Source organism: Streptomyces sp. NPDC059649 (assembly GCF_042734445.1).
GTDB lineage: Bacteria > Actinomycetota > Actinomycetes > Streptomycetales > Streptomycetaceae > Streptomyces.
Map to the genome: position 1 here is coordinate 201,208 of NZ_JBHWDV010000001.1, position 12,479 is coordinate 213,686.

The following is a 12,479-nucleotide window of genomic DNA, read 5'->3' on the forward strand; positions in this document are numbered from 1 at the left end:
CGCCCCTCGGAGCCGCGCCCGACGCGCAACAGCCAGCCGCTCAGCGGCAGTCGCACGTCACGGGGCCCAAGGGGCGTAAGGAGGGAGGTGCTGCCCGGAGGGGAGGGCTCGTCCGGCACGAGGAAACCACCGCAGTCCACTGTCTCTCCCGGGTTCGAGGTTCGGTGCACAGTTCGAGGTCGGTGGACATGGCCGTCGCTGACGTCCATGTCCACCCTCACTGAGCTCAACTGACCCCGACCGTAAGGACAATCCTTGTGGATTCCCTGTGCCCACGACGTCCCGTCCCCTCTCCGTACGGACGGAGAACGTCCAACGCACCGTGCGGCGGCGGCTCACAAGCTCCCCACAAAAAACGCTTCTACGTTCTGCGACACGGCCACCCGCCTCCTACGAGGCCGGAGCGGCCAGGTCCATCCACACCAGACATTCCGAGGCGTTCCGAAGCATTCCGAGACGCGCCCAGGCACGCCCAGGCAGGCCCAGGCACGCCGAGACACATCCAGAAACCCCTTCCATCCCTGGAGGAGCACCACCATGCACCGTCCCAAGCTCGCCCGCCCCAAGACCGCCCTGGCAGCAACCCTGTCCACCCTCGCGCTCACCGGTTGTCTGCTGAGCGCAACAGCGTCGGCCAACGCTGCGGACTCCGGCAGCCCGTCGTCCTCCGAGGCCTCGGTAACCGCCCCGCACAACGACGACAAGGGCACCGGCCACGGCAAGGGCATCTGCCACCGAGTGCCCAAGCTGGAGCAGCGCATCGACAAGGCACTCGACCGACTCAACGGCGATGCCCACACCCGTGGTTCGATCGCGCGCCTGGAGCAGCGGGTGAAGAACGCCCGCGCCAAGCACCACGACGCGGTCGCCACGTTCCTTCAGGACCGGCTCACCCACCGCAAGGAACTCAAGCCTTACCTCACGCGCGAGCGCACCGACCTCAAGGCCGTCGCTGCCTGGTGCGCGAAGAAGGACGGTGACAAGGCGGGCACCGCCTCATGAGGCCAGGTCCCCGGCGCGTCGCGCTGCTGCTGACCGCGGCGGTCGCGGTACCGATCCTGACGGCCACCGGCTGTTCGCAAGCCTCCGGCCAGCAGGCATCTCCAGGAGGCACGGCGGGAAGCGGCACACCCTCGCCGTCCCACACACCACCCGCCGGCACCTCATCCGGTGCATCCGCGGGTTCATCCGCCGGTTCATCCACGGCCGAGGAACAGGAGATGGCGAAGAAGGTCCAACAAGCCGAGAAGGCAGCGGACGAGGCCGACGCCGACGCCAACGTGCCCGAGGACCCGCAGTAATCGGCCGGTCATAGAGGGGGCAGGGGCCCGGTGACTGGCTCCTTCCCCAGCGGGGGACTTGCGCCCCGGACGGATCCACGCAGCCAGAAGCCGCGTGGATCCGTCAGCTGTTCGGCCACAGCTCTTCGGCCGCCGCTGATGGGCTACAGCCGATCGACCGTTGCTGATCGACCGTTGCTGATCGGCTGCTGATCGACCGCGTCAGTCGAGGTCCTTCGAGTAGTCGGTGGTGGAGCAGCCGTCCACCTCAGCGTCGTCGGCGGTCTTGCCCTCGGGCGCGTGGAAGCCGGGGGTGCAGTTGAGGAACAGCAGCCCGGCATCGAGCAGCTTCCGCCGCTGGTCGTCGCTGCCGGGGTCGACGGCGAAGTCGTCCCCGACCATCAGGTCGTCCTGTTCGTCCTCGTCCCCCTTGACGGCGGTCTGGAACGCCTCCATGTCCTCGATGGTGAGGAAGTCGGCGTCACCGCCGCCGTCCGCCGGCTCATCACACTCGCCGCCGCCGTTGATGCCCTTCATGCCCATGGCCTCGACCCGCGCCACCTCCGGGGGCGTGGCGATGTCGACCTTCTCGCAGTGCAGGGTCGACCTGAGGAGTTCCCCGGTCTCCTGGGGCGACCCACCGGAGGGCAGGCTGCTACAAGCGGAAACCGATGCCAGGGCGACGACGACTCCGGCCGTGGCAAGTACTCGATGGAAACGCATGACGTCCTTTTGCAGTGGTGGCTTCGAGACGAGCACCGAACGGCTGTGACGGGGCATCAGCCGCCACAAGGCACGGCAAGCCATCCGCACTTCCCCCGTTCCCCCGCTCTGATCATTTGACCGGAACATGGTAAACCCAAGCCACACCAGAGACGTCGCGGCGGCCGAGTGGGGAGAACGCGGGAAGTCGACTCCGGGCAGATGTTCCCCATGGGCCGAAGGTTCGCTCGGCGGCGATGGCGAGGGTCTCCCAGAACGTGAGCGGAAGCGGATGGAAGGCAAGCTCCCGGCCGGAATCGTCCGGCCGGGAGTTCCAGGTGGTGGGTCGCCCGGGGGCGGCAGTACTACCTCGCCTGTGCTCCGGCCGGGACGGGTAGCGGGTCGGCGGCACAGGTGGTGTCGTGCTTCGGTGCCTCGCCGGTCAGCAGGTAGTGGGTGACGATGCCGTCCACGCATGCGTTCCCGTTGCGGTACTGACCGTGGTCACCGCCGCCGCTGACGGTGACCAGACGGGAGCCGCGCAGGGCCCGGTGGTCCCGGAGGGCGGCCTCGTAGTAGGTCGCAGGGTCGTGCACCGAGTTGAGCATCAGTGTCGTGGGCAGTCCGGCCCCGGTGACCTTCACCTTCGGCGCGGTCGCCGTGGGCCAGTACGCACACACGGAAGAGAAGGCCAACTCGCGCGCGCCTGCCAGTGGTTGTTTCGCGGCGTCCTTCGCGCTGCGCCTGGTCCAGTAGCCGACACCGCGGTTCCAGGCGGTGTCGTTGCAGGTGACCGAGAAGAACTCGGCCAGGAAGGCCGGGCTCAGGTACGAGCCGAAGACCTTTTCCATGAGCTGCCGCTCCGTGGCCCCCGCGCCGTCCCCGTGGTCGAGCGCGACGAGCGCCGACGCCAGTGCGGGGAAGCCCTCCTTGGCGTTGTAGACGGCTTGGATCGTGCCGTTGTCCAGTTGGTTCGGGCCGATGACGGCCCGGCCGACGGTCAGCGGGTGGGCCGCGAGCGCCCGTCGGCGCGCCTCCCACCTGGCCTTGGCCGCCTGAACCGTCCGCCCGTAGTGGTAGACGGTGTCGTACTTCGCCAGCCAGGGCAGGAAGTCCTGCTCGAAGCGGCGCTGGAAGCTCTTCGGCTGGCCCGTCTCGAACTCCTCCCACGAGCCCGCCCAGCCCACATTGCTGTCCAGCACTGCCCGCTCGACGCGCCGCGGGTACAGCGTCGCGTAGTAGGCGCCGAGCATCGTGGCGTAGGAGGGCCCGTAGTACGAGATCTTCCGCGCTCCGAGCAGTGAGCGGAACAGGTCCATATCGCGGACGGTCTGCTCGGTGGTCAGGTACGGCAGTAGCCCACCGCTGCGTGCCTGGCAGTCCTGCGCCAGCTTGCGTGACCGCGCCAGCACGCCCTGGATGGCGGCGGGGGAGCGGTCCCGGAAGTCGTGTGCGAAGAACTCCCGGAACTCGGCGTCCGTCTGGCACACCGGATGGGTGCTGCGGCCGACGCCGCGCTGGTCGAAGCTGACCACGTCGTACGCGGCGCCCACCGCCGGCTCGTCCTCGACGAAGCCCGCCGGCCGGTTCAGCCCCGAGGCCCCCGGCCCGCCCGCGGCCATCATCAGCACCCCGCGCCGTCCGGCGGGGCTGCTCGCACGGTGCCGGGAAACCGCCACGGTGAGGTCCGCACCGGCATCCGGACGGTGCCAATCGCGCGGCACCGTCATGCTCGCGCACTCCAGCGACGAACTCCCCTCGCAGGGCCGCCAGTTCAGCCGCTGCTGCGCATACCGCGCGGGCACCCGCACTCCCGCGGGGCCGGCCTGCGCCCCGTCCGCCGGCAGCACCGCCGCGGCCACGACCGCCGCGCCCACGCCCGCCACGGCGTACGCGCCCCACCGTCGCCTACGCGGCCCCCGCCACAAAACCCGCAACCCCGCCATCGAACCCTCCCGAACGTGTCCTTGATCTGCGGTAACCGATCCTTCCGCCGGACACGCGCCCCCTCGATCCCACCAGCATCCGTCTTGGGGGTGGCACTGGCACCACTACCGAACCCGCACCTGCACCCGCACCGTTAGTCCGCGGTGATGGTGAGGCCCCGGGTGGCGTCCACCAGGGCTTTTCCTCCGTCAGGGCCGGTGATCACGAGCCGTGGCAGCCAGGGGCCCGTGCGGTCGTAGGCGTGGCTGACTGTGGGCTCGTCGGTCTCCTGCTGGGTGCCGTCGCCGAAGTACCAGTGGTAGCGGTACCCGGCGGCGGGTGGCTTTCCAGTCAGCGTCACCGACAGGTGCACCTCGCTGCCGACATGCCCGTGCTTCGGGACGTTCAGCCGTGCGTGGGGACCCTGTTGGGGGAGGTGGAACCACATGCGGAGGCGTGGGTTGAGGAGGAAGGCATCGGCGTACTGCCGCGCGCCCTCGATGTCGGGGTGGCCGACGGCCGCACTCAGGCACTGCAGAGGAGTCCCGCTCAGTTCGGGGCAGGCCCTCGTACGCAGCGGGAACGCCGGGTCGGTCACCGGAGTGTTCCACACCTTGGAGTCCGGGCTGAGCAGGGCATTGTCCACGGTGAACAGTCCATCGGCCGCGACCGCGTACGGGCCGTCCGCGGACGCCTTGTTGGCGGCGGCCGCTGCCTGGTGGTAGGCGGCATTGGCCAGCTGTGTGTACTGCTCATAGCGATCGGACACCCCGCCGAGGGCGCCCTTGCAGAAGGCCAGCCGTGCCCCGGACACTCCGGGGACCGAACAGGTCTTCACCGGGATCGGCGAACTGCTGCGACTCAGCGCGTAGTAGAAGTCGACGACGAGCACCTTCGGACGGCCCGGCAGGGAATGGGCCTTCTCGATCGCCGCCTGCATCCCACGTCCGCCGTAACCGACCTTCGCGCCGCTGAAGTAGGGCACGTCCTTGGCCGGGTTCTCGGCTGCCGCGCCGATGCCGGAACACTCCCGCTTCACCGCCTTGGGCAGGTTCTCCGATCCGGGGGTGATGCCGACGCCGATGCCGAAGAAGGGATCGAGGTCGTTGATGCACCCGTTGATCACGACCAGATCGAGACCATAGCCACCCGACCGTGCCTGTGCGCCGGCCCTCTCCAACTGGCAGAAGACATCCGGCATTTGCTGGGTGACCTCACCGAACTCCATCTCCCCGTCGCCGTCCGGATCCTGCTTCTCCGTCGTGCGCAGACAGGCCGCGTCGTTGTTGCCCGCGGGCAGCTCGGGTGCGTCGAGCACCGCGCCGGATATCGAATAGTCCTTGAGCTGAAAACCCCGGCCGGTCCCGCGGCCGAGCAACTGCCCGGTCAGATAAGGGAACTTCTGGTCATGGTCCAGTCCCTGGCCCCAGACCACCGAGTCCCCCACGGACGCCACCCGCACCGGGTGGCACCCGCGGCGCAGCGTGTCCCGCCAGACCTTTCCGTAGCGACCGGGTGCCTGGCCGTCGGACGAGGCGGCGATGCGGGCGTCGACCTGTACGGCGGTCTCGGTCGAGGGCACCCGGGCGAAGGGGATGTGGAAGTTGGCCGTCCCGACATTCCCGGCGCTCATGTCGAGGCGCCCGCCGGCCAGTTGCTTCTCACCGGCGCGTACCCGCCACTCCACGGTGGCTCCGGCCTTCGCCGCGGCGGGGTCATAGATCTCCACCCGGCCGCGTACGGGTCCACTGCAGACCGGATTCGGCGTCAGGTCCACGTCGAGGACGAGGGGGAACGCCGATCCCGGCAAGACTCCGGTCTGCGCGGCAGCGGGAAGCCCGCCGAGGAGCTGGCCCAAGAACACGGTGACCGCGCCGACCGCCGCGAAAAGCCTCGCCGCCGATGAACGACGGGGCACCTCAGGTCCGCTCGGCACGGAACCTAAGGGGCTGCTGCCCGACCCCGACCCCGACCCTGATGCCGACCGCGGCCCCGACCTCGACCGCCTCCGTTCAACCCACCGCGACCATGACCACGTCCACGACCCCGACCACGACCACACCACTCTCACACCAACACCCCTGTCTCTGCCGCCATTTGGGTTGGTGCGGATCCCACTGAGTGCCGCATTGCCGGCACCGAATCCGCACCGGTAGGGATCATGGCAGTCAGGGCATCGGTGTGGGCTGCGCGCGGCGTCCCGTACGGAGTGAAACTGATCACTTACCTGTAGTTACCTGCGCCTGCGCCTGCATCTGCCCCCTCGCCCGAGCCCGGTGTCACGTCCAGGTCGGCGAGGTCGGCGGTGAGCGTGGTGCTCGGCACGCTGATCACCGCGTCGTAGGCATCGAGGGCCGGTACGGGGAGGAAACCGTTGTCCATGCGGATGCGGGCCGGTTCGGGCAGGTCGTGCTGCCGGGCATGGGCCCGCAGCGCGCGGGTGTCCACCAGGGCCGGCGCTTCCGGCACGCCGGCGAACAGCGCCTCCACGCTGTCGGGCGTCGCCGGGGGCGCCTGGGTTGCGGACTGGCGCATCCCGGCGGGGTGCGTCGGGTCGGGCACGTTCGCCACGGTCCGGCCGCCGCCGCTGGTGAGCGCCATGGACACATAGTCCGTCCCGAGTTCCTGGGCGAGCGCATGACCCATGGGCGTGCGGGCGAGCGGGCTGCCTGGGGGGTTGGCGGTGCGCTGGATGTGGGCGTTGTGCGCGACGAGCACCATGCGGGTGCCGGGTGCCGACCGGTCGAGGAGTCCCAACAAGCTGTCGGCCAGGTAGCGGTCACGGGCGGCGAGGTCGGCGGCATCCGGTGTGCCGCCGAGGAGTTCGGACATCGCGCGCTGCATCTGGTCGGTGCGCCAGGCCGCCCAGACATCCGCGAGGGCATTCTCGTATGCCTGGCGGCCGCCGTGCTCCAGGTAGATCTCGCGCATGACGGTGACACGGTTGAGGAGTCGGCCGAGCGTGGCGGAGAGCCGGTCCTGGACGGCGGGGTCCAGGCTGAGACGGGCGTGGGCAGGGACCAGGCCCGAGCCGCCTGCCAGCGGCTCCGCCAGGTCCAGGGCAGTACGGACATAGCGCACCGCGCCGGGATCGACATCGGCCAGATAGGCGGCGACCGGCTCCAGTGCGGGGGCCAGTGAGCCGCCGGCGGCGGGGACGTCGAGCCCGGCGAAGTGGACCGGAGGGGACGCGGTGGCGTTGTGGGCGCGCAGCCATCGGAGCGTGTCGCGGCCCTCGGCGGACTGCCCCGGGTACCCGTCGGCGCGGGGCGTCAGCAGCGCGTCGAGGTCGCCTTCGCCGCCCCGTATCCAGGCATCGACGGCACGGCCGGAGGCGGCCCCGAACTCCGCGGCGTACACGGTGAATCCACATTCCACGACGAGAAAGCGCACCATCCGGTCGCGCAGCAGCCCGAACTCGCGTACCTGGTGGGAGTTTTCGCCGAGCGCGACCACTCACGCATCGCCGACAAGGCGGCCCAGCGGCTCCAGGTCACCAAGCGCGACGTGAGGGTCGGCCGCGAGACGGACGGCGTTGCGGACGGTCCACTCGGCAAGGGTGAGCGGGTGCGACAGACTCATACGCGCGACCCTAACAACGGGTCCAAGACAACGGGTCCGAACAAGGGGTCCGAAACACGGGGTCCGAAACAAGGCCTCGGATGCCTAACCGATGTCGGGCTCGGAGCGTAGGTCGATCCGGTCTCCCCTCCGTTCCATCTCCAGTACGACGAGCTCGTTGCGGCCCTTCCGCCACAGGTGACTGGGCGCGTACAGGGTGACCTGCGGTCCGAGGGACCAGTACCGGCCGAGTGCGAATCCGTTGAGCCAGACCATGCCCTTGTCCCAGCCCGGGAAGGCGAGGAAGCCGTCCGCCGGGGTGTCGACATGGACCCGGGCCCGGTGGAACGCGGGGCCGGTCGGGGCGTTTTCGCTGCCGAATTTCAGGGCCGAGAGGTTGTCCAGGGGGAGTCGGCGGATTTCCCAGTCGCGGAGTTCTTCGTCGCCGAGGAGGACCTTGCCGCTGATTCCCTTGGGGTCGTTGAGGCCCTGGCCGAAGTTGACCCGCCCGGTGGGATCCACCAGGAGGTCGAGGGTGCTGGAGGTGTCGGTCACGGGGACGTCGACGGTGTGGAGCGGCTGGTTGCGGTCGAAGGTGCCGATCCGCCTGCCGTCGCAGAACACCAGCGCACGGTCGCCCAGCCCGGTGATCCGCAGGCCCTTGGTGCCCTGCGGCCCGCGCACCCGAGTGCGGTAGTGGACCAGTCCGTACGACTGTCCCAGGGCCTCCATATGGACGGGGGTGGTACGCCGCACGCGACTGCTCAGCACGTCCAGGGCGTCCAACAGCTGTACCGACTCGCGGACGGCGACCTTCTGGGCCGGCATCCGGCGCGGTGTGGCCGGCAGGGGTGTGTGCGGCAGCGTGGTGTATCGCGCGAGCACGTCGCGCACCTTGTGGAACTTCTCGGTGAGTTCACCGGATTCGCTGATGGGTGCGTCGTAGTCGTAGCTGGTGACCGTGGGTTGATAGGCGCTGCCGCTCAGATTGGCTCCCGCGTACCAGCCGAAGTTCGTTCCGCCCACCGCCATATAGAAATTGATCGACGCTCCGGCTGCGAGGATCTTCTCCACGTCGGCGGCGGTCTGCGCGGGGTCGGAGGTGTGGTGCCGTTCTCCCCAGTGGTCGAACCAGCCGTCCCAGAACTCCGTGCAGAAGAGGGGCTTGTCCGGCTGGAACGCGCGGAGTTCGGCGAAGGGTCCGGTGGGGTCCCCGGCGAAGTTGACGGTGGAGAGGAGATCGGGAAGGCTGCCGGCCTTCAACGCTTCCTGAGTGGCGCCGTTGGAGCAGAACAGCAGGCTGTCGATGCCCTGCGCCCGCATGGTGTCCCGCAGATGTTCCAGGTAGGCGTGGTCGTCGCCGTAACTGCCGTATTCGTTCTCGACCTGCATGGCGATGATGGGGCCACCGCGCGTGGCCTGCAGATCGACGAACCGGGGCAGCAGTTCGGCGAACCAGGTGTCCACCGCTTTCTCGTACGCGGGGTCGGAACGGCGCAGGGGGGCGTCCTTGTCCTTCAGGAGCCAGGCGGGCAGGCCGCCGAAATCCCATTCCGCGCAGATGTACGGTCCGGGGCGCACGATCACCTTCAGCCCCACCTCGTCCGCGGTGCGGACAAAGGCGGCGACGTCGCGCCAACCGGTGAAGTCGGCTTTCCGCTCGGAGGGTTGGTGGAAATTCCAGGCGACGTAGGTCTCCACCGTGTTCAGGCCCATGGCCCGCATCCGGGTCAACCGGTCACGCCAGTCCTTGGGGTGCGTTCTGAAGTAGTGGAAGGCGCCCGAGAGGATCCGGAACGGCTTGCCGTCCAGCAGGAATTCCTTCCCGCGGATGGTCAGTCCCCTCGGGCTCTCGGCCTGCGCGAGGGTCGTACGGCTGCCGCCCAGGGCGAAGCCCATGGCCGCGGTACCCACCATGGCTGTGCTCAGGAATCTACGTCGGCTGAACTGCGTCATGTCTGTTCTCCTCGACTCGACCGATCGTCGTCCAGGGCCCGAACATGTTCAGTAGTGCGCGGTTCTGTGTGTCCAGAGTGTTGTATAGAACAGAAACAAGCACAAGGGTTCGTGGCGGGACACTGTGAACCGGGTGGGGTCGCGCATCCGAACTGGCCGTTGAGGCAAGGGAGTTGGATGCATTGACGTACGAGTCTGCTGCTGAGCCTGCGGTAGCGCCGGGCCGCGAGGCCCCAGCACGTGCCGAAGAGCAGCCAGTACGGCGACCACAGCACCAGGTCCCAGTGTGCCTGGAAGCGCGCAAGGTCGGCGTGCACGGGCGGAACGGCAACCCAGCCGGCCAGCACCCGCAGGTCACCGGCGAATCCATAGCCCAGGAGGCCGACGGCCCGGGTCACCATGAACGCGCACCCTGCCCAGGAGCCGGCGAGCAGCATTCCACGGCGGAACCTCCCGTGGGGTCCGAACCGGCCGGACAGATGGAGCGCGGCCGCCATGCCGACCAACGCCAGCGCGACGGACGCCCAGCTCCCGGCAACCGCTCCCGGAGCGGCGTTCAACAAAGCGTCCCGGGCGCCCGCCGGCAGCGGAGTCTGACGCATCAACAAGTGCCCGCCCAGCGCCCAGTCGAGCTTCATCGCCCCATAGGCGAAGGCACACCAGAACGCGATCCGGGCGGAGGCCGCGGTCGGGTCACGTCCAGGAGGGTTGGTGGAAGAACCGGTCCGAGCATTCCGAACGGTCACGGGTGCGCCTCCGCCACGGCAGCGGAGCGAGGGCGGCTGCGCAGGAAGTACGACACCGTCACCACGATCCAGGCGGCGATCCCGACGCTGCCCGTGACGGCCTCGTAAACGGGGCCCCAGCCGAGGTGCGCCAGGTCGAAGTCCGCGCGCTGGAGGGTGATCACCGCTCCCAGCGACTGCAGCACCGCGGTGAGTGCCAGGGCGCACAGCAGCACCCAGCGCGGGATGCGCTCACCCCAGCGCGCGATGGTCGCCCAGGCCACCCACACCGCGAGGAGACCGAGCGAGGCGTTGCCTGCTTGGGCCCATCCCGGGTGTGCGAACTGTGCCTGGACATGGGCGGGCGCGGGGTGACCGGGCATTCCGACCTCCCCGCGCGCCGCCATGTACGCCTTCTGTCCCACGTACACCAGGGAGCCGGCCACCGTCAGCCATACCGCGACCCGGACGCGGCCCCCAGCGGGCGCCGGCCGGGCCGGGCGGAGCAGTATGCGGCGGATCGCGGCCATGCGGGCGACTGCGTCAACTCTCATGGATTCCAGGGTGGTCCGGGGCCCGCGCCGCCCACTTCATGCCCGGGAACCACCCGCTCCGCCGGGCGGGCGAACGGCGCGTCCCTCCGGAGGACGAGCGGGCCGCTACCGCTCCATCGCCAGCCACACCGCCTGGTCCGGGCCCAGACGACCACCCTCGACCGGGCCGCTCGCCAGGAGCACCGCCTCGTGTGCGGGCAGCTCGTACGGCTCGGAGGAGAGGTTGACGAGGCAGAGGAAGCCCGGTTCGCGCCGGTACGCGAGGACGCCGGCCGGGGCGTCGAGCCAGGTCAGGTCGCCCTCGCCGAGGGCCGGGTGGTCCCGGCGCAGGTGCAGGGCGCGTCGGTAGAGCTCCAGCATGGAGGCCGGGTCGTCGGTCTGGGCCGCGACGCTGAGGTCCTTCCAGTGCGCGGGCTGCGGCAGCCAGGGCCGGCCGGTGGCGTCCTCCGGGCTGAAGCCGTACGGGGCGCTCTGCCCGGACCACGGGATCGGTACCCGGCAGCCGTCGCGTCCGGGATCGGTGTGGCCGGAGCGCTCCCAGATGGGGTCCTGCAGTACGTCCTCGGGGAGGTCCTCGACCTCCGCGAGGCCCAGCTCCTCGCCCTGGTAGACGTACGCGCCGCCCGGGAGCGAGAGCATCAGCAGGGCGGCCGCGCGCGCCCGCCGGACACCGAGTTCCAGGTCGAGGGGGCCTTCGGGCCGGTAGGGCGCGTTGGCGACCCACTTCTTCGCCACCCTGCGGCCGAAGCGGCTGGGGTGGCGTACCACGTCGTGGTTGGAGAGCACCCAGGTGGCCGGGGCACCCACCGAGCCGAGCGTGCTCAGCGAGCGGTCGATGACCTCGCGCAGCGCGGTGGCGTCCCAACTCGTCATCAGGAAATCGAAGTTGAAGGCGGTGTGCAGCGCGTCCGGCCGCACGTAGGCGGCGAGCCGCTCGGGAGTGTCGGCCCAGGCCTCGGCGACGAACGACCGGTCGCCGGGGAACTCATCGGCGACCCGGCGCCATGACTGGTAGATCGCATGGACCTCGTCGCGGTTCCAGTACGGGTGGTCGGTGTGCTCCCCGGGCGCCGGTGCGTCCGCTGCGCCGGGCGTCGGCAGGTCGGGCAGTTCCGGGTCCTTGACCAGGCCGTGTGCCACGTCGATGCGGAAACCGTCGACGCCGCGGCGGAACCAGAACCGCAGGACGTCCTCGAACTCCGCCCGGACGTCGCGGTGTTGCCAGTTGAGGTCCGGCTGTTCGGGGGCGAAGAGGTGGAGGTACCACTGCCCGTCGGGAAGCCGGGTCCAGGCCGGGCCGCCGAACACGGACCGCCAGTTGTTGGGCGGCTCGGACCCGTCGGGCCCACGGCCGTCGCGGAAGTGGTAACGCTCCCGCTCCGGGCTGCCGGGTCCCGCGGCCAGCGCCGCCCGGAACCAGGCGTGCTGGTCGGAGGTGTGGTTGGGCACGATGTCGGGGATGACGCGGATGCCGTGCCGGTGGGCGTCCTCGATCAGCGCCTCGGCGTCGGCCAGGGTGCCGAAGAGCGGGTCGATCGCGCGGTAGTCCGCCACGTCATAACCGTGGTCGGCCATCGGTGACTTGTACCACGGATTGATCCAGATGGCATCGATCCCCAGGGACTTCAGGTACGGCAACCGGGAGCGGATGCCGGCGATGTCGCCGACTCCGTCACCGTTCCCGTCGGCGAAGCTGCGGACGTAGACCTGGTAGATGACGGCGCTGCGCCACCAGGGTGCGGGGTTGCTGGGCATGCTGCGGCGTGCTCCTCGGG

The 12,479-nt window shown here is 69.8% G+C and carries 10 protein-coding genes; 2 read left to right on the plus strand and 8 right to left on the minus strand.

All coding sequences use genetic code 11. From position 1 onward, the window contains the following. Positions 1 to 537 precede the first annotated feature (537 nt). Both ACFV1J_RS00910 and ACFV1J_RS00915 read left to right on the plus strand, forming a co-directional pair. Complete coding sequence (locus ACFV1J_RS00910) at positions 538 to 1,002, plus strand: hypothetical protein (RefSeq protein WP_385855047.1); 465 nt, start codon at positions 538 to 540, stop codon at positions 1,000 to 1,002. Next, entirely contained in the window at positions 999 to 1,301 is a 303-nt protein-coding gene (locus ACFV1J_RS00915; RefSeq protein WP_385855048.1) for a hypothetical protein, read from the plus strand. Before ACFV1J_RS00910 ends, ACFV1J_RS00915 begins: the two co-directional genes overlap by 4 nt. Positions 1,302 to 1,502: 201 nt before the next feature. On the opposite strand, the gene ACFV1J_RS00920 is transcribed toward ACFV1J_RS00915, so the two are convergent. From ACFV1J_RS00920 to ACFV1J_RS00955, 8 genes are all read right to left on the minus strand, one after another. Further along, positions 1,503 to 2,003 carry a hypothetical protein gene (locus tag ACFV1J_RS00920; RefSeq protein WP_385855049.1) on the minus strand — a complete coding sequence of 167 codons (501 nt, stop codon included), beginning with the start codon at positions 2,001 to 2,003 and terminating at the stop codon, positions 1,503 to 1,505. A gap of 344 nt (positions 2,004 to 2,347) precedes the next feature. Further along, entirely contained in the window at positions 2,348 to 3,868 is a 1,521-nt protein-coding gene (locus ACFV1J_RS00925) for an alpha/beta hydrolase (RefSeq protein WP_385855050.1), read from the minus strand. Positions 3,869 to 4,062: 194 nt separating this feature from the next. Further along, positions 4,063 to 5,718 (minus strand): PKD domain-containing protein, encoded by a 1,656-nt coding sequence (locus ACFV1J_RS00930; RefSeq protein WP_385855051.1) that lies wholly within the window; start codon positions 5,716 to 5,718, stop codon positions 4,063 to 4,065. 413 nt (positions 5,719 to 6,131) lie between these two features. Continuing rightward, positions 6,132 to 7,364 carry an erythromycin esterase family protein gene (locus ACFV1J_RS00935; RefSeq protein WP_385855052.1) on the minus strand — a complete coding sequence of 411 codons (1,233 nt, stop codon included), beginning with the start codon at positions 7,362 to 7,364 and terminating at the stop codon, positions 6,132 to 6,134. Continuing rightward, entirely contained in the window at positions 7,365 to 7,490 is a 126-nt protein-coding gene (locus ACFV1J_RS00940; protein WP_385855053.1) for a hypothetical protein, read from the minus strand. A gap of 84 nt (positions 7,491 to 7,574) precedes the next feature. Further along, a complete protein-coding gene (locus ACFV1J_RS00945; RefSeq protein ID WP_385855054.1) occupies positions 7,575 to 9,425 on the minus strand; it encodes a beta-galactosidase family protein in 1,851 nt (616 codons plus the stop codon). Between the two features lie 742 nt (positions 9,426 to 10,167). Continuing rightward, positions 10,168 to 10,704, minus strand: coding sequence for a hypothetical protein (locus ACFV1J_RS00950; protein ID WP_385855055.1), 537 nt, complete (start codon positions 10,702 to 10,704; stop codon positions 10,168 to 10,170). A 105-nt stretch (positions 10,705 to 10,809) separates the two neighbouring features. Then, positions 10,810 to 12,459, minus strand: a complete 1,650-nt coding sequence (locus tag ACFV1J_RS00955; RefSeq protein WP_385855056.1) for a glycoside hydrolase family 13 protein — start codon at positions 12,457 to 12,459, stop codon at positions 10,810 to 10,812. Positions 12,460 to 12,479: the final 20 nt, after the last annotated feature.